We start from the raw sequence: 19127 nt of genomic DNA, 5'->3' as shown, positions 1-19127 counted from the left end.
GCATTGTGTTTTTGGAATAAGCAGCTAAGTAAAAGATATTGTTGCGGAATAAAAAATTTGGGTATCGTCCGCCTCAAGCCCACTGGTGAACCGGTTGGGCACCCGATTTGCCATCGTCGATGGCCCAGATTCAGAACAAGGACCACCATGAAGAAGACCCTGCTGACCACTGCCCTGGCTGCTGCCCTGTCGTTCTCCGGCCTGGCCGCTGCTGCCGAGAAACTGGTGGTTGCCGCTACCCCGGTACCGCACGCCGAAATTCTTGAACTGATCAAGCCGACCCTGGCAAAAGAAGGCGTGGACCTTCAGATCAAGGTCTTCACCGATTACGTACAGCCGAACGTGCAGGTGGACCAGAAGCGTCTGGATGCCAACTACTTCCAGACTCTGCCGTACCTGCAGAACTTCAACGAAGGCAAGGGCACCCACCTGGAAACCGTGGTGGGTGTACACGTAGAGCCCTTCGGTGGTTACTCGAAGAAGGTCAAGGCCCTGAGCGAGCTGAAAGAAGGCGCAACCGTTGCCATCCCTAACGAGGGCAGCAACAGCGGCCGCGCCTTGCTGCTGCTGCAGAAGGCCGGCCTGATTACCCTTAAAGACCCGAAGAATGCCCTGGCCACCCCCAAGGACATCGCCGAGAACCCGAAGAAGCTGAAGTTCCGCGAGCTTGAGTCGGCGATGCTGCCCCGTGTGCTGGACCAGGTCGACCTGGACATGATCAACACCAACTACGCCCTGGAAGCTGGCCTGAACCCGGCTAAAGATGCACTGGTGATCGAAGGTTCCGATTCGCCCTACGTGAACTTCCTGGTGGCCCGCCCTGACAACAAGGACAGTGAGGCCATCCAGAAACTGGCCAAGGCCCTGACCAGTCCGGAAGTCAAGGCATTCATTGCCAAGAAGTACCAAGGTGCGGTGCTGCCGGCGTTCTGATGCGCTTGCTTCACCTTGCATGACCCGACGCCGACACCTTTGTGTCGGCGTTTTCATTGCTGGGATCTCTGAAAGCTGGCGCGATCCCTGTGGGAGCGGGTTTACCCGCGAAGAATCCAACGCGGTGCATGGCACCGGCTGCGCCGGTGTTCGCGGCTAAATCCCCACAGTGCTCGCGCAAACTTTTGGGTTTTGAGCAAGGCAGCCCCTTACGGCCCTGGCACCAATCGCAAGGTACTCTGCGCCGGAATCACCCCCATCTGCGCCCGCTGATACTGCCCCTGCACATACTCCTCAGCCTGGTCCGCGTAATGTCGGTCGAACGGCACGCCACTCTGCCCGACCGGGTTGATGGTCAGCGCCTGCCCGGCATCGGCAAAGTCGACCAGCCGCCGCGTCGACGGCCCATAGGTCACCGGCCATGGCGCAGAGCTGATCTTCGCCGAGAGGTTGTTCGGCACTTCATGGGTACCGGGTGCGGCGAATGGCCCAACGTTGAACAGCAGGTTCAGCGGTTTTTTCACCCCAAGCGGATGGTTGTGGGTCAGGGTATGGGCCTTGCCCCATTGCCAGCTGGCCGGATCGCGGCCCAGTGTGTCACGCAGATGCTTCAGGCTTTTCTGCCAGGCCATGCGCACGACGGCGGTACGGTCGGTACGCTGGCTGCCGCCACGGGTGTTCCACCAGGGTGAATCGGCTTGCGCTGCCAGGCGTGGCAAGGCGGCGTCGATCACGCGGGTGCTGATCAGCACCGGGAACCAGGTATCGCCCAGCTCGTCATGCAGGGCCGCGAATGCCAGTTCATAGAGGAACTGGTTGAACAGCGTGGCGCTGGTCGAATCGAGCGGGTAGTCCCCAGCCCAAGCTGCCAGTTGCTCGACCAGCTCTTTCTCTTCGTCACCTTCGGCCACTGCACGCAGGGTTGCCAGAAGCGGGGCAAGGGTACGCGGGCCATAGTCACTGGCGGTGTCCAGCTGCAATGCCTGGCTGTTTTGGGTATCCCATTTCACCTCTGGGTTGGCCAAGTGACGATCAAGCTGGCGGCCACGGTCGGGCAGGTTGTAGTAACCCGGTATCGGCACCGCCGCCGGTGGCTGGTAGTTGGCCGAAACGATATAGCCACGGGCCGGGTTCTCCTGCTGCGGGTTGACGCTGAAGGGGTAGAAACCGAGCTTGTCGGCCTGCGCGCTGGCCCCGTCGAGGATGAACGCCGGGTCGACGCCGTCGGGGCGGATTGGCAGCTTTGCCGCTGCCCACCAACCGATATCGCCACGGGCATTGGCCCAGACAAAATTGAGCCCGGGCGCGTGAACCTTGGCGGCGGCCTCGCGCATCTTGCCCAGGGTGTCGGCGCGGTTGAGCTGGTAGAAGCCGTCGAGGATCGGGTTTTCAGTTTCCAGAAATGCCCACCACATGGCGATTGGCGTGGTGCCGGAGGTATTACCCAGCACGTTGTTGACGATCGGGCCGTGGGGCGAGCGGCGCAGGCTGATGGTGACCGGCTGCTCGCCTTTGACGGCAATCTTCTGTTCGGTCGTTTCCAGTGTGTGCCACTGGCCATCGACCATCACCTGATCGGCGTTGGCGGGGTTGGTCTTTTCGGCGACCAGGTCAACGTCATCGTTCTGGAACATGGTCAGGCTCCAGCCAAAGTCACGGTTGTGGCCGAGCAGGGCGAACGGGTTGAGTGCCTGGAAATAGCCGTAGAGGTTGAAGCCGGGCGCTGACAGCTCGGCCTCGTACCACACTGCAGGTACGGCAAAGCTGATGTGCGGGTCGCCAGCCAGCAACGGCTTGCCACTGCGGGTGCGGCTACCCGCGACCGCCCAGGCGTTGCTGCCTTCGAACTGCGGGATGCCGGCGTCGCCCAGCGCCTCATGGCTTAAGCGCGCAAGTGCTTCCAGGCTTTGCCAGTCGGCGGCGGCCAGTGGCGTGCCCAGCGCGCCCTCGGGTTGCCAGCCAAGATCGAATATTTTCAGGTAGTCAGGCCCAAGCTGGTCGCGGATGTAGGTCAGAGCAGGCTCGGTGCGGAACGCGGCGGCAAAACTGTAGGCCAGGTAGCCGGCGATGCTCAGCGTGTCCTCGGCGGTGAACGGGCGCGGGGGGATGCCGAGCAGGTCGAATTCCGTGGGTTTGGGGTGGCTGGCCTGCCAACTGTTGACCCCATCGAGGTAGGCTTGCAGGGCCTGCCATGCCGGCGCCTGCGGATCCTGCCGCTTGGCCATCAGCGCGGCTTGCTCGCGTATGCGCAGGCTGCGGAACAGGGTATCGGTGGGCAGCAGCTTGTCGCCGAGCACTTCAGCCAGTTCGCCCCGGGCCAGGCGGCGCAGGATCTCCATCTGGAACAGCCGGTCCTGGGCATGCACGTAGCCCAGTGCACGGTAAAGGTCCGGCTCGCTCTGTGCCTGCAGGTGTGGCACGCCGCGGGCGTCGTAGCGCACGCTGACCGGGGCTTGCAGACCGGCAACGGCGACCTCGCCCTCGCGCTGCGGCAGCTTGCCCTGCACGTACCAGTAACCGGCGCCAGCGGCCACGGTGACTACCACCGCCAGCAGGGTCAGGCTGCGCTTCATTCAGACTCCTTGTGCATTCAAACGGAAAATGTGGTCCGATCATCGGCGGATTCGCGAACAGAGCATAGCCCCAGGAAGGAGTTTCCATGTCCCTCAGCGAAAAACACAAAATGCTCACCGGTCAGCTCTACCACGCTGGCTGCCCTGAACTGCAGGCCGAGCAGATCGCCAACAAGCACTGGATGCATCGCTACAACAACAGTGTCGAACTGCTCAACGACGCACGCCACGGGCTGCTTGTGGAACACTTTGGCCAGGTTGGCGAAGGCGCGGTGATTCGCCCGCCGTTCTATTGCGACTATGGCTACAACATCAGCGTTGGCCGCAATACCTTCATGAACTTCAACTGCGTGATCCTCGACGTGGTGCCGGTGCGTATCGGCGACGACTGCCAGATCGGCCCCAACGTGCAGATCTACACCGCCGACCATCCGCTCGATCCTGAAGTGCGGCGCAGCGGGCTGGAGAGTGGGCGGCCGGTGACCATCGGCGACAACGTGTGGATCGGCGGTGCGGCGATCATCCTGCCAGGGGTGAGCATCGGTGATAACGCCATCGTCGGCGCCGGCAGTGTGGTGACCCGGGATGTGCCTGCGGGCGCGACGGTGGTGGGTAACCCGGCGAGGGTCCGTCAGCCCGACCAAGGGCAGTAGCAGCCCACCGCCAGGGTATTGGAGGCGCTGACCTGACGGCCGTCGAGCAAAGCCTTGAGGATTGGCTCGATGAAGCTGTTGCTGGCGTTGCACACGGCGCCTTCGCTGTACGGGCCAAAGTAAGCCAGGCGGCCTTGCCGGTCCCAGATGGCCACGGCAGGAGAGGCAGGCAGCTGCTCGCTGCCGGGCAGGTGGGTGATGGGGTGCAAGCTGCCGATATTGGCCGGTAGCTGGCCGTGGCTGCCGGGCTTTTGCAGCACATGGAAGGTAACGTCGTGGCCTGCGAACTGGCTGACAAGGTCGCCCAGGTGCTGCTGGTTGCCGACGTTGCATGGGCAGGCCGGGTCCCAGAAATGCACCACGCGGATAGGGCCAACACCGGCCAGCTCGGCAGGTAGCTGTAATTGGCTACCGTCGAACAGCGTGGCCTGGTTGCCGAACGGGCGCAGGTAGCGAGCCTGAAAGGCGCTGTAGGCCTGCCAGAGGATTACGGCGCCGAGCAACAAGGCGGTTGCCGTGCACAGCGGTTTGATGATTCGGCTATTCATGAAGAGTCGGTGGCCCTTTCGCGACACAAGGCCGCTCCCGCAATTGGATCGATGCTGGTTGTTCGAGGTGAGCAAGCTTGCCATGGCGCCGGCCAGAGCTGAAGATTCCAGATCAATACTTGCTCGATGTGGATGTACCCCGATGCCCCCTGCCTTTCACCCTGACCGCCTGCGCTCCAGCCTGGCGCCGTTGACTGCTCGCCAGCCGCTGTCGGCACAAGCGCAGGACTACCAGCGCTTCTATGGCCTGGACCTGCCGGCACACAGCTGGCTGGGCGGCTTCCAGGCGGCGGGGTTCGACCTGGTCGGGCAGGCCTGGCTACCCGAGCAGCCAAGCGCGACGCTGTTCCTGCTGCACGGCTATTACGACCACATGGGCCTGTACCGACATGTGATCGAGTGGGCACTCAAGCAGGGTTTCGCCGTGATCAGCTGTGACCTGCCCGGCCACGGCCTGTCCAGCGGCGAGCGGGCCAGCATCAATGACTTCGCGGTGTACCAGCAAGTGCTGGAGGCCTTGTTCGAACAGGCGCACACGCTGCAACTGCCGCACCCGTGGCACCTTTGTGGGCAGAGTACGGGAGGGGCGATTGCCGTGGACCATCTGCTGCACCAGGGCGCGCGCAGCCCCGTCGATGGCCAGATCATCCTGCTGGCCCCGCTGGTGCGGCCATGTTCATGGCGCTGGTCGAAGTTCAGTTATTGCGTGCTGCGCCACTTCGTCAATGGCATCGAACGGCGCTTCAGTGAGAACACCAACGACCCGGCCTTCCTGCCGTTCCTGGAGGCCGACCCGCTGCAACCGCGTCGCCTGCCAACGGCCTGGGTAGGCGCACTGATCGCCTGGGTCAAACGCATCGAGGCTGCGCCGCGCAGTGCGCGGCGGCCATTGATCGTGCAGGGGGAGGCGGATGGTACGGTGGACTGGCCCCATAACCTCGAAGTGCTCAAGGCCAAGTTTGCCGAGCCGCAGATACTGATGCTGCCTGAGGCCCGTCACCACCTGGCCAACGAGTTGCCGGGCATCCGTCAGCGCTACTTCGACTTCATCAACCAGCGCCTGGGCTGATCACTTGAGGTCGTTGGCGCTCTGGCCAACCGCCAGGCCGGCGCGCACAGCGGCCAGGGCCGCCTGGTAGTAAGCCTTGCCCTCGGGCGACTCGGCAAAGGTGGCGAACGCTTCCAGCTCGGCATCGGACAGGTCGCGGTAGACGTACAGCAGGGTGTTGTTCAGGTCTTCGCCAATTTGCCCCATCAGCCGCTGGCGCTGGCCATCCAGCAGGCTCTGGGCCTGGCCGCCGCCGAACAGGCCGGGGATCATCGAGCTGAGGCTGTCGGCTGCGACACCGGCGATGGCAAGGCTGACTTCAGCGCCTGCTTCACGCGCAGGCAGGGCTTGGGCCAAGTGGCCGATGACCAGCAGACGATCGTCGCTTGCCTGGATCTTGGGCAGGCCTTTGGCGTTCTTGGCCAGTTCGTCCTTGCGTGTGGCCTTGAGCTCGGCCGCCACCACTTTGCGCCCCAACGGCGACTGGAAGAAGGCCAGGGCCGGTGCCGGGTTGGCCAGGGTGGCACGCAGCTTGGCCTGGGCGCGACGGTCCACTGCCTGGGCCTGGAAGCGCTGGTTGCTGTTGTTGACCAGCGCCTGGTACACGGCAGGAGGCAAACTGTTGCGGTAGCGCTCCTGGGCGGCGGTCAGGGCATCGTTGAAGTGGGCGCGCTGGTCGGGCCAGCCGGCAGCCTTGTACAGTTGATCCAGGTTGTCTGCCCAGACAGGCATGGTACAGATCATCAGCAGAATCAGGGAAAACAGACGGCGCATTCAGGACTCCTGTCGGCAGGGGCCTATTGTCCTTGGCCCGGCGCCGGTTTGTCGAGATATCCGCGTGTTTCTCGGCCAAGTGGCGCTGTGCGGCGACAGGGCGAATGGATATGATGCGCGCCATGCACATCTCCCCTGAATACCCGATGCTTGCGGCCGTCGTCGACGATCTGGCCACCCATGGCTGGTCCCAGCAGGCGCACTTTCTGCCTGCCGACCTGGTACGCGCGCTGGCAGCCGAGTGCCGGCGCCGTGATGCCGAAGGCGAACTTAACCCCGCAGGGGTTGGGCGCGGTGCTACCCAGGAGGTGCGCGAAGCCATTCGCGGTGACCAGATCCAGTGGATTGACCCGGGGCAGGCCGAGGCCTGCGACCAGTACCTGGCGGCCATGGACCAGCTGCGCCTGGCGATCAACCAAGGCCTGTTCCTGGGCCTGGAAGACTTCGAATGCCACTTTGCCCTGTACCCACCGGGGGCGTTCTATCGCCGGCACCTGGACCGCTTCCGCGACGATGACCGGCGCATGGTCTCGGCGGTGCTTTACCTCAATGAAGGCTGGCAGCCGCATGACGGTGGCCAGTTGCGCATGTTCCTGGCCAACGGTGTCGAGCACGATGTCGAGCCAGTGGCCGCTTGCCTGGTGGTATTCCTGTCGGGCGAAGTGCCTCACGAAGTATTGCCGGCCGGGCGCGAGCGGCTGTCGTTGACCGGCTGGTTCAGGCGGCGTGGCAATGACCCGTTCTGATATGCCCAAGGTGCTGGTGAGCGCCTGCCTGTTGGGGCAGCCAGTACGCTATGACGGCCGGGCAAGCGGTCATCCCGATTTGTTGCAGCAGTGGCAGGCCGAAGGGCGCGTGGTGCCGTTGTGCCCAGAGGTAGCCGGCGGCTTGCCGACACCGCGGCCGCCAGCGGAGATACCGGGAGGGCAGGGCAGCGCAGTGCTGGATGGCAACACGCAGGTGCTGACGGTGACGGGGGAAGATGTCAGTGCCGAGTTTCTGGCCGGTGCGCAGTTGGCGCTGGAACTGGTGAACCGGCATGGCATTCGCGTAGCGGTGCTGAAGTCTGGCAGTCCTTCGTGTGGCAACCGGTTGACCTATGATGGCACCTTCAGTGGTGTGAAGGTGGCCGGAGAAGGGGTAACCACGGCGTTGCTGCGGCGGGCGGGGGTGCAGGTGTTCAGCGAGCTGGAACTGGACCAGGCGCAGCGTGCTTTGGGTGATATATCTGTTTGAACCTGTGCTGGCCCTTTCGCGGGTGAACCCGCTCCTACAGGGATCGCACTGTATCCAAGGCGGGCTTACCCGCGAAGAGACCGGTACAGGTTGCAAAGAAGACCTTACTGCCCGGCTGCAGTCTCCTGCACACCCTTGAACCACTTCTGCTCAAGTTCGGCAGTCCGGCCACTGTCTTTCAAGCGCTGCAACGCATTGTTTACGGCGCTTTCAAAAGCTGGGTTGTCCTTCTGGAACGGGATCACCAGTTTCTTCTCGCCAATCGGCCGGCTCACATCGAGTGGGCCGCCGCCTGTGAGCGACTCACTCGACGGGGTGAGTGCGATGTCGTACTTGCCACTCTCGACACCCGCCAGCACTTCGGCAGCTGGAGCTTCGACGAACTCGGCGCGCAAGTCCAGTTCCTTGGCCAGGGCCTGGCCAAATTCGATGTCGAAACCTGTCAGGTGGTCATCTTGTTTAAAAGCGTACGGCGAGTTGTCGGCCTGTACGGCAATGCGCAGTTCGCCCCGGTCGGCGATTTCGTCGATCAGCTCCGCCTGAGCCAATGGACTGATCAGTACTGCCAGCAGTACCCCTATGGTCGAACGCATGTATGCCCCTTTTCTTTTAGCAGATTGAAAACGATCGCCACGGCTTTCTTCCTCGCCGTGATCGAGCGCAGCCTATGACCTTCAAGCCTTGGCATTGTTTAACCCTGACGGAAATATTTCTGTCAGGCAATGTGAACACCTTGGCGATTATTTCAACTAAGGTGAACTACCGCCGCTTTTGGATTACAGGCTGCGGTCAATAAGTGAATCACAGGAGAAGTGAATGAACAGCCTATTTTCGCGTGCTGCCGTTGCCGGTCTGCTGATGGGAGCGTCGGTGTTCGCCAGTGCCGCAGACGCCCTGAAGAGCCAGGAGCCGCCCAAGGAGGCAAAGGTCTTCATCGTTTCCCCCGCCGATGGTGCCACGGTCGACAAGACCTTCACCGTCAAGTTCGGTATCGAGGGTATGGGCCTCAAGCCTGCGGGTGACCAAACGCCGCACACCGGGCACCACCATTTGCTGGTGGATGTCGACAAAGAGCCGGTGGCTGACATGCCACTGCCAACCAGCCTGATGCCAGAGGCCGGCGTCGCACTGCCGGCGGGGGCGCAAGTGCTGCACTTTGGCAAGGCACAGACCGAAACCAGCATTACCCTGACCCCGGGCAAGCACACCCTGCAACTGATTCTGGGTGACCAGTATCATGTGCCGTTCAAGCCTAGCGTCGAGTCGAAGAAGATCACGGTTGAAGTGAAATAAAAAAGGGAGGCCTTCAGGGCCTCCCTTTTTCATGCTGCACCGAGACTTAGAACAGGACGCGGGAACGGATGGTGCCCTTGACCTGTTGCAGTTTCTCTTGCGCAAGGTCCGAGTATTCGGCGTCAACGTCGATTACCACGTAACCGACTTTCTCGTTGGTCTGCAGGAACTGACCGGAGATGTTGATACCGTTCTCGGCGAAGACCTTGTTGATCTCGCTGAGCACGCCGGGGATGTTTTCGTGAATGTGCAGCAGACGGTGTTTGCCTGGATGCGCTGGCAGGGCCACTTCCGGGAAGTTGACCGAAGACACCGAAGTACCGTTGTCGCTGTACTTGACCAGTTTCTCTGCCACTTCCAGGCCGATGTTGGCCTGGGCTTCGGCGGTGGAACCACCAATGTGCGGCGTCAGGATCACGTTGTCGAGGCCGCGCAGCGGGCTCTCGAACTCTTCGTCGTTGGAGCGTGGCTCGACCGGGAACACGTCGATGGCGGCGCCGATCAGGTGCTTGTCCTTGATGGCCGCGGCCAGGTGGTCCAGTTCGACAACGGTTCCACGGGCGGCGTTGATCAGGATCGCACCCTTCTTCATCGAGCGGATTTCCTTCTCGCCGATCATCCACTGGGTGGATGGCAACTCAGGCACGTGCAGCGAGACGATGTCGGCCAGGCCCAGCAGCTCGTTCAGGCTGGTGACCTGCACGGCGTTGCCCAGTGGCAGCTTGGTCAGCGGGTCGAAGAAGTACACCTGCATGCCCATGTTCTCAGCCAGTACCGAAAGCTGGGTACCAATCGAGCCGTAGCCGACGATGCCCAGTTTCTTGCCGCGGATTTCGAACGAGTTGGCAGCGCTCTTGATCCAGCCGCCACGGTGGCAGGAGGCGTTTTTCTCAGGGATGCCGCGCAGCAGCAGGATGGCTTCGGCCAGAACCAGCTCGGCGACCGAGCGGGTGTTGGAGTATGGCGCGTTGAACACGGCGATACCGCGCTCGCGGGCAGCTTCCAGGTCAACCTGGTTGGTACCGATGCAGAAGCAGCCGACAGCGACCAGTTTCTTGGCGCAGTCGAAGATCTCTTCGGTGAGCTGGGTGCGCGAACGGATGCCGATGAAGTGGGCATCGGCGATCTTTTCCTTCAGCTCGGCTTCCGGCAACGAACCAGTGAGGTATTCGATGTTGGTGTAGCCGGCGGCCTTGAGGGTATCGACCGCGTTCTGGTGCACACCTTCAAGAAGAAGGAACCGGATCTTGCTCTTGTCGAGAGAAGTCTTGCTCATCTGCGTAAACCTGTATCCCGGAGATAAAATGGCGAGGGGTGATGCCAGGCGCGAGGGCAGCCTTAGCATGAACAGCGGGAGGGCTATGCTAGCATACGCGACACAATCTGAGCTTATCCCGACAGTTGAAGAGTGCTCAGGGTGACCATGAATAAGTCGAGAGTTCCAGCGATGACCCGCCCCGCTGTTATTGAAGAACTGATGACCCTTGTCGACCCGGGCAAGGTCCTGACTGACCCGGTTTCCCTCGAAGCGTATGGCAAGGACTGGACCAAGCATTACCCGCCCGCGCCCAGCGCCATCGTCTTTCCCAAAACGGTAGAACAGGTGCAAGCCATTGTGCACTGGGCCAATGCGCACCAGGTGGCGCTGGTGCCCTCTGGCGGGCGTACCGGGCTTTCTGCTGGTGCGGTGGCAGCCAATGGCGAGGTTGTGGTCGCCTTCGACTACATGAACCAGATCCTTGGCTTCAATGCCTTCGACCGCACTGTGGTTTGCCAGCCAGGGGTCATCACCCGCCAGTTGCAAACCTTCGCCGAAGAGCAAGGCCTGTATTACCCGGTGGACTTCGCTTCCAGCGGCTCCAGCCAGATTGGCGGCAATATCGGCACCAATGCCGGCGGAATCAAGGTGATTCGCTACGGCATGACCCGCAACTGGGTGGCCGGGCTGAAAGTGGTCACCGGCAAGGGCGAGTTGCTGGAACTGAACAGGGACCTGATCAAGAACGCCACCGGTTACGACCTGCGGCAGCTGTTCATTGGTGCCGAGGGTACGCTGGGCTTCGTGGTCGAGGCCACCATGCGCCTGGACCGCGCACCGCGCAATCTCACCGCCATGGTGCTGGGCACACCGGACTTCGACTCGATCATGCCGGTGCTGCACGCTTTCCAGGGCAAGCTGGACCTGACCGCTTTCGAGTTTTTCTCCGACAAGGGGCTGGCCAAGATCCTTGCGCGCGGCGATGTACCTGCGCCGTTCGCGACTGATTGCCCGTTCTATGCGCTGCTGGAGTTCGAGGCCAGCACTGAAGACGTTGCCAACGAAGCATTGGCTACCTTCGAGCATTGCGTCGAGCAGGGTTGGGTGCTGGATGGGGTGATGAGCCAGAGCGAAACCCAGCTGAAAAACCTGTGGAAGCTGCGCGAGTACCTGTCGGAAACCATCTCGCACTGGACACCGTACAAGAACGACATTTCTGTCACTGTCTCGAAAGTGCCTGCGTTCCTGCGCGATATCGACGCCATCGTCTCAGAACATTATCCGGACTATGAGGTGGTGTGGTACGGCCATATTGGTGACGGCAACCTGCACCTGAACATCCTCAAGCCTGAACATATGAGCAAGGACGACTTCTTCGCTTCGTGTGCCAAGGTCAACAAGTGGGTGTTCGAGATTGTCGAGCGTTACAACGGGTCGATTTCTGCGGAGCATGGCGTAGGCATGACCAAGCGTGACTACCTGGGCTACAGCCGCTCCCCCGAAGAAATCGCCTGCATGAAGGCAATAAAGGCCGTGTTTGACCCTAACGGCATCATGAATCCGGGTAAGATCTTCGCACCTGAATAAAAAGCAGTATCCAGAAGGAGTCGGCCATGAGTTACCAGCACCAGTACGTAGACGGCACGCGCATTCACTTCCCCCTGGGCAAGGTGGTGTGCATCGGCCGTAACTATGCCGAGCATGCCAAGGAACTGGACAACCCGATCCCCACCGAGCCGCTGCTGTTCATCAAGCCAGGCAGCTGCGTGGTGCCGGCCGAAGGTGGCTTCAAGATCCCGGCCGAGCGTGGGTCGGTGCACTATGAGGTTGAAATCGCCGTATTGCTGGGCAAGCCGCTGTCGACCCATCCGAGCGAGGAAGAGGTGCTGGACGCCATTTCCGGTTACGCGCCGGCGCTGGACCTGACCCTGCGCGACGTGCAGGCCAAGCTGAAGGAAAAGGGCCTGCCTTGGGAGCTGGCCAAGTGCTTTGACGGCGCTTGCGTGCTGCCACCGTTCGTCTCGGCCGCCAGCTTCGAGGACGTGACAGACATCCCGGTGCGCCTGACCGTGAATGGCGAAGTGCGCCAGGAGGGTAACAGCGCGATGATGCTTAACCCGATCGTGCCGATGATTCAGTACATGGCAGCGCATTTCTCACTACAAGCGGGGGATGTAATCCTCACCGGTACCCCGGCGGGTGTTGGGCCGTTCAATGTCGGTGACGAGCTGGTGCTGGAACTGCCGGGTGTGAGCCGCTTCGAAAGCCGGGTGCTTTAACTCGAAACCGCGTCGCCTTTTTCGCGGGTAAACCCGCTCCTACAGGGAACGCGTCGCGTTCTTCGCGGGTAAACCCGCTCCTACAGGGATTGCAGCACCTTGGGAGCGGGCATGCCCGCGAATGGGCCGGCACTGTTTACCGATTTTTCACACCCAATCCGGATAATGCGCGCACCTACGCCCATTTCCCCAGGATCACTGCATGCCATCCTCCTCCAGCGCCCCGGTAACCCCCAAGCGTCGCTTCTACCTGCGCTGGCCCTTCGGCCTGGCCGTGGCGGCGGTGATCGGCTATGGCGTGGCGGTGGCCATGCACTGGGATGACCGCGGTGCACTGTGGGTAAAAGAAAGCTTCGAAAGCACCGCCGAGCGTAGCGAGAGCGTTTGGTTGCCGGATTACCAGGTGGACATCGACGCCAAACCGCTGCCGGGCATGGACGATGATGAAGCCTCGGATGTGGCCTTCAACCCGCAAACCCGCACCCTGTTTGCGGTCATGGGCAAGAACCCGATCCTGGTCGAGCTGAGCCTGGAGGGCGATGTACTGCGCAAGATCCCGCTCAACGGCTGGAACAACCCCGAAGGTGTCGCGGTGCTGGAAGACGGCAACCTGGCCATCACTGACGAGCGCCTGCACGATCTGACCGTGGTCAAGGTGGACGCGCAGACCACGGCACTGAATCACGACGACTTCCCGAGCTACGACCTGGGCCCGTCGGTCAAAAGCAACAAGGGCTTTGAGGCCGTCGCCTGGGACCCGCTGCGCCAGCGCCTGATCATTGGCGAGGAGCGCCCGCCCAAGCTGTACACCTGGAGTACCGATGGCCGCAGCCCGCTCCAGGGTGACAAACAGTCGTTGCCGAGCGATGAACTCGACTTGCGCAACCTGTCTGCGCTGGGTGTCGACCCGCGTACTGGCCACTTGCTGGTGCTTTCGGCCGACTCCAACATGCTGCTGGAGCTGGACGAGCAGGGCCAGCAAGTCAGCTTCATGACGCTGCTGGGCGGCTTCAACGGGCTTGAAGACACCATTCCGCGGGCTGAAGGGGTGGCCATGGACGACAAGGGCAACCTTTACATGGTCAGCGAGCCGGCGCTTTTCTATCGTTTCAAGAAGAACTGACAACATCATCAGATTTGCCTGACGCTGGCATTAAGCTTTGCTTCAGCCATTCATGATTAGATTCGCCATCCTTGTGTCGAGTCTGTCCCTATGCGTCGTTTTGTTCGCCTGCTCCTTGTTCTGGCTGCCGTTGGTCTGCTCCTGCTTGGCTGGGCTGGGCAGGAGTTTCGCCTGTTCGAGCGTGGCTGGTTCAATCTGAAGACATGGTGGCAGCCTGTGGAGCGCAGCATTGGCCTGGATCGCTACCGGGTGGTGCTGGAGGCGCAACCGATCGAAGGGCTGGATGATGACATTTCGGCGCTGACCTACGACCCTGACCGCAAAACCCTCTTCACAGTCACCAATGCACGTTCGGAGCTGATCGAGCTGTCGCTGGACGGCCGTATCCTGCGACGTGTGCCGCTGACTGGCTTCGGCGACCCGGAGGCGGTGGAGTACGTTGGGCCAAACAGCTATGTGATTACCGACGAGCGTCAGCAGCGGCTGATTCGCGTACGACTGGAAGACGACACGCTGTTTCTCGATGCCGGTGATGCCGAGCAACTGACCTTGGGCATTGGCCTCAATGGCAACAAGGGCTTCGAGGGCCTGGCCTACGATTCGGCGGGCAAGCGCCTGTTCGTGGCGAAGGAGCGTGACCCGATGCTGATCTATGAGGTGCATGGCTTCCCGCATGACAACCCGGAAAAGCCCTACGCCGTGCATGTGGTGCAGGACCGCAAGCGCGATTCACGGCTATTTGTGAGGGACCTTTCGAGTTTGCAGTTCGATGAGCGCAGTGGGCATCTGCTGGCGCTGTCGGACGAGTCGCGGCTGGTGCTGGAGCTGGATGTACAGGGCCAGCCGCTGAGTACCTTGTCGTTGCGCAAGGGCTTCCAGGGGTTGCAGGCGACGGTGCCGCAGGCAGAGGGTATTGCGATGGATGAAGCGGGGACCATTTACCTGGTCAGTGAGCCGAACCTGTTCTATGTGTTCAAGCAGCCGGCTGACTAATCGCCTGTCAGGGCCTATTCGCGGGTAAACCCGCTCCTACAGGGATCGCCACGGTTCCAGGCTTGTGGGGTACCTGTGGGAGCGGGCTTGCCCGCGAAGAACGTTACTCGGCCTTCAGGCTCTTCACGCCCTCAGCGGTGCCCAGCAACAGCAGATCCGCTGGTCGCGCCGCGAACAGACCATTGGTCACCACGCCGACGATGGCGTTGATCTGCGCTTCCAGCTCCACCGGGTTGGTGATCTGCAGGTTGTACACATCCAGGATCACGTTGCCGTTGTCGGTGACCACGCCTTCACGGTAAACCGGGTCGCCACCCAGCTTCACCAGCTGACGTGCCACGTGGCTGCGGGCCATGGGGATCACTTCGACCGGCAGGGGGAAGGCCCCCAGTACCGGCACCAGCTTGCTGCCGTCGGCGATGCAGATGAAGGTCTTGGCCACGGCTGCGACGATCTTTTCGCGGGTAAGGGCTGCGCCGCCGCCCTTGATCAGGTGCAGGTGTGCGTCGCTCTCATCGGCGCCGTCCACGTAGAACTCAAGCTCGCTGACGCTGTTCAGTTCGTAGACCGGGATGCCATGGCCTTTCAGGCGCTGGGCAGTGGCTTCGGAGCTGGCGACTGCACCGTCGAAAGCGGTCTTGTGCTGAGCCAGGGCATCGATGAAGAAGTTGGCGGTCGAACCGGTACCGACGCCTACGACGCTCTTTTCATCCAGCTTGGGCAGAATGAAGTCGACAGCGGCCTGGGCGACGGCCTGTTTGAGTTGGTCCTGGGTCATGCGGGCTCCGGAAGGGGCAGGGCGGTTTCAAAGTCACCTAGTATAACGGCTCGCACGGCTTTGCTGTGGTCGCCCGACGTAGCGCTAGGGTAGACTCCCAGCCCTCGTCCCGCGGCCCAGTGATGCTTTCCCGATGCTCGAACAGTACGTCAAGAAGATCCTCACCTCGCGCGTCTATGACGTTGCCGTCGAAACCCCGTTGCAGAGCGCCGGGCAGCTGAGCAAGCGCCTGGGCAACCAGATTTTGCTCAAGCGCGAAGACCTGCAGCCAGTGTTCTCGTTCAAGATCCGCGGCGCGTATAACAAGCTGGCCCAGCTGAGCCCGGAAGAACTGGCCCGTGGCGTGGTGACCGCCTCTGCCGGCAACCACGCCCAAGGCCTGGCCCTGGCCGCGCGCGAAATGGGCATCAAGGCCACCATCGTGATGCCCAAGACCACCCCGGAAATCAAGGTCGAAGGCGTGCGCTCGCGCGGTGGCAAGGTTGTGTTGCATGGCGACTCGTTCCCTGAGGCGCTGGCCTATTCGCTGAAACTGGTCGATGAAAAGGGCTTCGTCTACGTTCACCCTTACGACGATCCGCACACCATCGCCGGGCAGGGCACCGTCGCCATGGAAATCCTGCGCCAGCACCCTGGCCAGCTAGACGCGATCTTCGTCCCGGTGGGCGGTGGCGGCCTGATCGCCGGCATTGCCGCCTATGTGAAGTACCTGCGCCCGGAAATCAAGGTAATCGGCGTCGAGCCGGACGATTCCAACTGCCTGCAGGCAGCCATGGCCGCCGGTGAGCGCGTGGTGTTGCCGCAGGTTGGGCTATTCGCCGACGGCGTGGCGGTGGCGCAGATTGGCCAGCACACCTTCGATATCTGCCGCCACCATGTGGACGAAGTCGTTACCGTCAGTACCGATGAAATATGCGCGGCAATCAAGGATATCTACGACGATACCCGCTCGATCACCGAGCCTGCCGGCGCGCTGGGTGTGGCGGGCATCAAGAAGTACGTCGAGCTTTACGGCGTCAGCGGCCAGACCCTGGTGGCCATCGACTCCGGTGCCAACGTCAACTTCGATCGCCTGCGCCATGTGGCCGAGCGTGCCGAGCTGGGTGAGAAGCGCGAGGCGATCATCGCCGTGACCATCCCTGAGCGCCCGGGTAGCTTCAAGGCCTTCTGCGAGGCTATCGGCAAGCGTCAGATCACCGAGTTCAACTACCGCAAGCACACCTCTGACGAAGCGCATATCTTCGTTGGGGTGCAGACCCACCCGGAAAACGACCCCCGCGCGGCGCTGGTGCAGCAACTGACCGAACAGGGTTTCCCGGTTACCGATCTGACCGACAACGAACTGGCCAAGCTGCATATTCGTCATATGGTCGGCGGCCACTCGGCCGGTGCCAGTGACGAAATGGTGCTGCGCTTCGAATTCCCCGAACGGCCAGGGGCGCTGTTCAACTTCCTCAACAAGCTGGGCGGGCGCTGGAACATCTCGATGTTCCACTACCGCAACCATGGCGCGGCTGACGGGCGCGTGGTGGCTGGGCTGCAGGTGCCGGAGGACGAACGTCACCTGGTGCCGGCAGCGCTGGCCAAGATCGGTTACCCGTACTGGGACGAGACCGAAAACCCGGCCTACAAACTGTTCCTGGGCTGAGCGGCTAAGCTAGGGCTGATGGCCCTTTCGCGGGCTTGCCCGCTCCCACAGGTACTGCGCAGGCCTCAAGGCCTGAGATACCTTGGCAGGAGCGGGTAAGCCCGCGAAGAAGCTACCGCAAAATGCCAGTTTAAGGACGACCGAGACATGGAACACCTGACCACGCTCAAGACCTTGCACATCGTTGCCACCGCGCTGCTGTTTCTGGGCGCCCTGGGCCTGGCGATCTGGACCTGGCGCGCCCGCCGCCAGGGCGATGCCGAAGCCTACGCCAAGCTGCTGCGCCGGCCGTTGGTGTTCGTCTGGCTGGTGATGGGCCTGTGCCTGGTGAGCATGCCTTTCACCGGCTGGTGGTTGGTACACCTGGTGGGCTGGCCACTGGGGCAGACCTGGGTGTTGGCATCCAGTGTCATCTATACATTCGGCGCGTTTGCCGTGTGGTGGCTGCTGGTGCGGCTGAACCGGCTGCGCAAGGCCGAGGTGGTGGGGTTGCGGTTTACTCTGGCGCTGGCTGTATTCAGTGGGGTTTGCTTTCTGTCCATTGCCGGGCTGATGGGGGCCAAGCCGGTCTGACAGGCCTGGATTGCCTGTGCCGGCCTCTTCGCGGGCGCGCCCGCTCCCACAGGTACAGCGCAGCCCTCAAGGCCCGTGGTGATTCCTGTGGGAGCGGGCATGCCCGCGAAAAGGCCGGCACGCGAAACCTCAATCCCGCAGCGAGATCACCGGCCACCCGCGCTTATCCGCCTCGACCCGCAGGTCCGGGGCCGGGTCCACTGCCACTGCATGCGTCACCCGCTGCAACAACGGCAGGTCATTCATCGAGTCGCTATAAAAGTAGCTGTCCTCAAGATCAAAGCCGTTCTCCAGCATCCAGCGCTCCAGCCGCGTCACTTTGCCTTCACGGAAACACGGTATATCGGTACTACGCCCGGTATAGCGGCCGTCGCGCACCTCGCATTCGGTTGCCAGCAACACCCGCACCCCCAGGCGCCGGGCGATCGGTGCGGTAACGAAGCGGTTGGTAGCGGTGATGATCACCAGTTGGTCGCCCGCCTCGCGGTGCTGCTGCAGCAAGGCCAGGGCCCTGGGCAGGATGATGGGCTCGATGCAGTCGCGCATGAAGTCGCGGTGCCATTCGTCGAGCTGGGGCATGGGTGTTGCCGCCAGGATTTCCATGGAAAAGGCCAGGTAGGCCTGCAGGTCCAGGGTGCCATTGAGGTAGTCCTGGTAGAAGCTGTCGTTGCGTTGCTTGTAGGCGACCGGGTCGAGAATGCCGCGCTCGCAAAGATAGTCACCCCAGGCATGGTCGCTGTCGCCACCGAGGAGGGTATTGTCCAGGTCGAATAAAGCCAGGCGCATCGCGGTCACTCGCATCAGCCACAGGGTAGGCCCGCAGAATACGGAGTTTTCACGCAGCTGCACATAAGCTTGGCGGGCGCGTTGCTGCGCTCGCAAGCTTTGTGGAACAATGCGTTGACATGCGTTTGCGAGGTTGCTGCCGTGATCGACCCGGATGGTTTTCGCCCCAATGTCGGGATCATTCTCACGAATGATGCCGGGCAGGTGCTATGGGCTCGACGGATCAACCAGGATGCCTGGCAATTCCCCCAGGGTGGTATCAACCCTGACGAGACGCCGGAAGATGCCCTGTACCGCGAGCTGAACGAAGAAGTTGGCCTTGAACGCGATGATGTAGAAATTCTTGCCTGCACCCGTGGCTGGTTGCGTTATCGTTTACCACAGCGGTTGGTACGTACTCACAGCCAGCCGCTGTGCATCGGCCAGAAGCAGAAATGGTTCCTGCTGCGCCTGGTCAGCAATGAACAACGGGTGCGAATGGACCTGACCGGCAAGCCGGAATTCGACGGCTGGCGCTGGGTGAGCTATTGGTATCCGCTGGGCCAGGTTGTGACATTCAAGCGCGAGGTGTACCGACGCGCCCTGAAAGAGCTAGCACCGCGTCTGTTGACGCGCGACTGACGACGGAGTT

Annotated in this window: 20 protein-coding genes; 13 read left to right on the top strand and 7 right to left on the bottom strand. The window is 61.9% G+C overall.

What is annotated here, in order from left to right:
- Window positions 1-147 precede the first annotated feature (147 nt).
- Complete coding sequence (locus tag ACE4QZ_RS26570) at window positions 148-933, top strand: MetQ/NlpA family ABC transporter substrate-binding protein (RefSeq protein WP_021783565.1); 786 nt, start codon at window positions 148-150, stop codon at window positions 931-933.
- Window positions 934-1142: 209 nt separating this feature from the next.
- On the opposite strand, the gene ACE4QZ_RS26565 is transcribed toward ACE4QZ_RS26570, so the two are convergent.
- Window positions 1143-3506: a penicillin acylase family protein gene (locus tag ACE4QZ_RS26565; RefSeq protein WP_279934618.1), complete on the bottom strand. Its 2364-nt coding sequence runs from the start codon at window positions 3504-3506 to the stop codon at window positions 1143-1145.
- 86 nt (window positions 3507-3592) lie between these two features.
- On the opposite strand from ACE4QZ_RS26565, the gene ACE4QZ_RS26560 reads away from it, so the two are divergent.
- Window positions 3593-4159, top strand: coding sequence for a sugar O-acetyltransferase (locus ACE4QZ_RS26560; RefSeq protein WP_084850185.1), 567 nt, complete (start codon window positions 3593-3595; stop codon window positions 4157-4159).
- Here the strand turns inward: ACE4QZ_RS26560 and ACE4QZ_RS26555 are convergent.
- A complete protein-coding gene (locus tag ACE4QZ_RS26555) occupies window positions 4138-4707 on the bottom strand; it encodes a DUF6436 domain-containing protein (RefSeq protein WP_103469591.1) in 570 nt (189 codons plus the stop codon). The genes ACE4QZ_RS26560 and ACE4QZ_RS26555 overlap by 22 nt on opposite strands.
- 142 nt (window positions 4708-4849) lie before the next feature.
- Between ACE4QZ_RS26555 and ACE4QZ_RS26550 the strand changes: the two genes are divergently transcribed.
- A complete protein-coding gene (locus ACE4QZ_RS26550; RefSeq protein WP_021783569.1) occupies window positions 4850-5776 on the top strand; it encodes an alpha/beta hydrolase in 927 nt (308 codons plus the stop codon).
- Here ACE4QZ_RS26550 and ACE4QZ_RS26545 read toward each other — a convergent pair whose 3' ends face one another.
- Window positions 5777-6529 (bottom strand): DUF2059 domain-containing protein, encoded by a 753-nt coding sequence (locus ACE4QZ_RS26545; RefSeq protein WP_021783570.1) that lies wholly within the window; start codon window positions 6527-6529, stop codon window positions 5777-5779. It lies immediately after the preceding gene.
- Window positions 6530-6642: 113 nt separating this feature from the next.
- Between ACE4QZ_RS26545 and ACE4QZ_RS26540 the strand changes: the two genes are divergently transcribed.
- Complete coding sequence (locus ACE4QZ_RS26540; RefSeq protein ID WP_028697547.1) at window positions 6643-7275, top strand: 2OG-Fe(II) oxygenase; 633 nt, start codon at window positions 6643-6645, stop codon at window positions 7273-7275.
- The gene (locus tag ACE4QZ_RS26535; RefSeq protein WP_084850188.1) at window positions 7262-7765 is read left to right on the top strand and encodes a DUF523 domain-containing protein; all 504 of its coding nucleotides are present in this window, start codon (window positions 7262-7264) and stop codon (window positions 7763-7765) included. The genes ACE4QZ_RS26540 and ACE4QZ_RS26535 overlap by 14 nt, the downstream gene beginning before the upstream one ends.
- A gap of 104 nt (window positions 7766-7869) precedes the next feature.
- Here ACE4QZ_RS26535 and ACE4QZ_RS26530 read toward each other — a convergent pair whose 3' ends face one another.
- Entirely contained in the window at window positions 7870-8358 is a 489-nt protein-coding gene (locus ACE4QZ_RS26530; protein ID WP_021783573.1) for a transporter substrate-binding domain-containing protein, read from the bottom strand.
- 223 nt (window positions 8359-8581) lie between these two features.
- Between ACE4QZ_RS26530 and ACE4QZ_RS26525 the strand changes: the two genes are divergently transcribed.
- Window positions 8582-9058: a DUF4399 domain-containing protein gene (locus ACE4QZ_RS26525; RefSeq protein ID WP_103469592.1), complete on the top strand. Its 477-nt coding sequence runs from the start codon at window positions 8582-8584 to the stop codon at window positions 9056-9058.
- A gap of 46 nt (window positions 9059-9104) precedes the next feature.
- Here the strand turns inward: ACE4QZ_RS26525 and serA are convergent, their stop codons facing one another.
- The gene (serA, locus tag ACE4QZ_RS26520; protein WP_014592761.1) at window positions 9105-10334 is read right to left on the bottom strand and encodes a phosphoglycerate dehydrogenase; all 1230 of its coding nucleotides are present in this window, start codon (window positions 10332-10334) and stop codon (window positions 9105-9107) included.
- Between the two features lie 171 nt (window positions 10335-10505).
- Between serA and ACE4QZ_RS26515 the strand changes: the two genes are divergently transcribed.
- From ACE4QZ_RS26515 to ACE4QZ_RS26500, 4 genes are all read left to right on the top strand, one after another.
- A complete protein-coding gene (locus ACE4QZ_RS26515) occupies window positions 10506-11903 on the top strand; it encodes an FAD-binding oxidoreductase (RefSeq protein WP_028697546.1) in 1398 nt (465 codons plus the stop codon).
- Between the two features lie 26 nt (window positions 11904-11929).
- Entirely contained in the window at window positions 11930-12595 is a 666-nt protein-coding gene (locus tag ACE4QZ_RS26510; protein WP_012054022.1) for a fumarylacetoacetate hydrolase family protein, read from the top strand.
- A gap of 202 nt (window positions 12596-12797) precedes the next feature.
- Window positions 12798-13718 carry an SdiA-regulated domain-containing protein gene (locus ACE4QZ_RS26505; RefSeq protein WP_021783575.1) on the top strand — a complete coding sequence of 307 codons (921 nt, stop codon included), beginning with the start codon at window positions 12798-12800 and terminating at the stop codon, window positions 13716-13718.
- Between the two features lie 90 nt (window positions 13719-13808).
- Window positions 13809-14711: an SdiA-regulated domain-containing protein gene (locus tag ACE4QZ_RS26500; protein WP_021783576.1), complete on the top strand. Its 903-nt coding sequence runs from the start codon at window positions 13809-13811 to the stop codon at window positions 14709-14711.
- Window positions 14712-14814: 103 nt separating this feature from the next.
- Here the strand turns inward: ACE4QZ_RS26500 and rpiA are convergent, their stop codons facing one another.
- Window positions 14815-15489 carry a ribose-5-phosphate isomerase RpiA gene (rpiA, locus tag ACE4QZ_RS26495; protein WP_003249004.1) on the bottom strand — a complete coding sequence of 225 codons (675 nt, stop codon included), beginning with the start codon at window positions 15487-15489 and terminating at the stop codon, window positions 14815-14817.
- A gap of 133 nt (window positions 15490-15622) precedes the next feature.
- Between rpiA and ilvA the strand changes: the two genes are divergently transcribed.
- A complete protein-coding gene (ilvA, locus tag ACE4QZ_RS26490; protein WP_003249006.1) occupies window positions 15623-17137 on the top strand; it encodes a threonine ammonia-lyase, biosynthetic in 1515 nt (504 codons plus the stop codon).
- A 147-nt stretch (window positions 17138-17284) separates the two neighbouring features.
- Window positions 17285-17710, top strand: coding sequence for a DUF2269 domain-containing protein (locus ACE4QZ_RS26485; RefSeq protein WP_021783577.1), 426 nt, complete (start codon window positions 17285-17287; stop codon window positions 17708-17710).
- 129 nt (window positions 17711-17839) lie between these two features.
- Here the strand turns inward: ACE4QZ_RS26485 and ACE4QZ_RS26480 are convergent, their stop codons facing one another.
- Window positions 17840-18496, bottom strand: coding sequence for an HAD family hydrolase (locus tag ACE4QZ_RS26480; RefSeq protein WP_028697544.1), 657 nt, complete (start codon window positions 18494-18496; stop codon window positions 17840-17842).
- 141 nt (window positions 18497-18637) lie between these two features.
- Between ACE4QZ_RS26480 and ACE4QZ_RS26475 the strand changes: the two genes are divergently transcribed.
- The gene (locus ACE4QZ_RS26475; protein ID WP_003249017.1) at window positions 18638-19117 is read left to right on the top strand and encodes an RNA pyrophosphohydrolase; all 480 of its coding nucleotides are present in this window, start codon (window positions 18638-18640) and stop codon (window positions 19115-19117) included.
- The last annotated feature ends 10 nt before the right edge of the window (window positions 19118-19127 follow it).

Source organism: Pseudomonas sp. DCA-1, from assembly GCF_046523955.1.
GTDB lineage: Bacteria > Pseudomonadota > Gammaproteobacteria > Pseudomonadales > Pseudomonadaceae > Aquipseudomonas > Aquipseudomonas putida_Y.
This window is presented reverse-complemented; position numbering and strand designations above follow the sequence as displayed.

Excerpts from the sequence above, each read along its gene's own strand:
- ACE4QZ_RS26570 (WP_021783565.1), top strand. The coding sequence starts at position 148 with ATGAAGAAGACCCTGCTGACCACTGCCCTGGCTGCTGCCCTGTCGTTC.
- ACE4QZ_RS26565 (WP_279934618.1), bottom strand. The coding sequence starts at position 3,506 with ATGAAGCGCAGCCTGACCCTGCTGGCGGTGGTAGTCACCGTGGCCGCT.
- ACE4QZ_RS26560 (WP_084850185.1), top strand. The coding sequence starts at position 3,593 with ATGTCCCTCAGCGAAAAACACAAAATGCTCACCGGTCAGCTCTACCAC.
- ACE4QZ_RS26555 (WP_103469591.1), bottom strand. The coding sequence starts at position 4,707 with ATGAATAGCCGAATCATCAAACCGCTGTGCACGGCAACCGCCTTGTTG.
- ACE4QZ_RS26550 (WP_021783569.1), top strand. The coding sequence starts at position 4,850 with ATGCCCCCTGCCTTTCACCCTGACCGCCTGCGCTCCAGCCTGGCGCCG.
- ACE4QZ_RS26545 (WP_021783570.1), bottom strand. The coding sequence starts at position 6,529 with ATGCGCCGTCTGTTTTCCCTGATTCTGCTGATGATCTGTACCATGCCT.
- ACE4QZ_RS26540 (WP_028697547.1), top strand. The coding sequence starts at position 6,643 with ATGCGCGCCATGCACATCTCCCCTGAATACCCGATGCTTGCGGCCGTC.
- ACE4QZ_RS26535 (WP_084850188.1), top strand. The coding sequence starts at position 7,262 with ATGACCCGTTCTGATATGCCCAAGGTGCTGGTGAGCGCCTGCCTGTTG.
- ACE4QZ_RS26530 (WP_021783573.1), bottom strand. The coding sequence starts at position 8,358 with ATGCGTTCGACCATAGGGGTACTGCTGGCAGTACTGATCAGTCCATTG.
- ACE4QZ_RS26525 (WP_103469592.1), top strand. The coding sequence starts at position 8,582 with ATGAACAGCCTATTTTCGCGTGCTGCCGTTGCCGGTCTGCTGATGGGA.
- serA (WP_014592761.1), bottom strand. The coding sequence starts at position 10,334 with ATGAGCAAGACTTCTCTCGACAAGAGCAAGATCCGGTTCCTTCTTCTT.
- ACE4QZ_RS26515 (WP_028697546.1), top strand. The coding sequence starts at position 10,506 with ATGACCCGCCCCGCTGTTATTGAAGAACTGATGACCCTTGTCGACCCG.
- ACE4QZ_RS26510 (WP_012054022.1), top strand. The coding sequence starts at position 11,930 with ATGAGTTACCAGCACCAGTACGTAGACGGCACGCGCATTCACTTCCCC.
- ACE4QZ_RS26505 (WP_021783575.1), top strand. The coding sequence starts at position 12,798 with ATGCCATCCTCCTCCAGCGCCCCGGTAACCCCCAAGCGTCGCTTCTAC.
- ACE4QZ_RS26500 (WP_021783576.1), top strand. The coding sequence starts at position 13,809 with ATGCGTCGTTTTGTTCGCCTGCTCCTTGTTCTGGCTGCCGTTGGTCTG.
- rpiA (WP_003249004.1), bottom strand. The coding sequence starts at position 15,489 with ATGACCCAGGACCAACTCAAACAGGCCGTCGCCCAGGCCGCTGTCGAC.
- ilvA (WP_003249006.1), top strand. The coding sequence starts at position 15,623 with ATGCTCGAACAGTACGTCAAGAAGATCCTCACCTCGCGCGTCTATGAC.
- ACE4QZ_RS26485 (WP_021783577.1), top strand. The coding sequence starts at position 17,285 with ATGGAACACCTGACCACGCTCAAGACCTTGCACATCGTTGCCACCGCG.
- ACE4QZ_RS26480 (WP_028697544.1), bottom strand. The coding sequence starts at position 18,496 with ATGCGCCTGGCTTTATTCGACCTGGACAATACCCTCCTCGGTGGCGAC.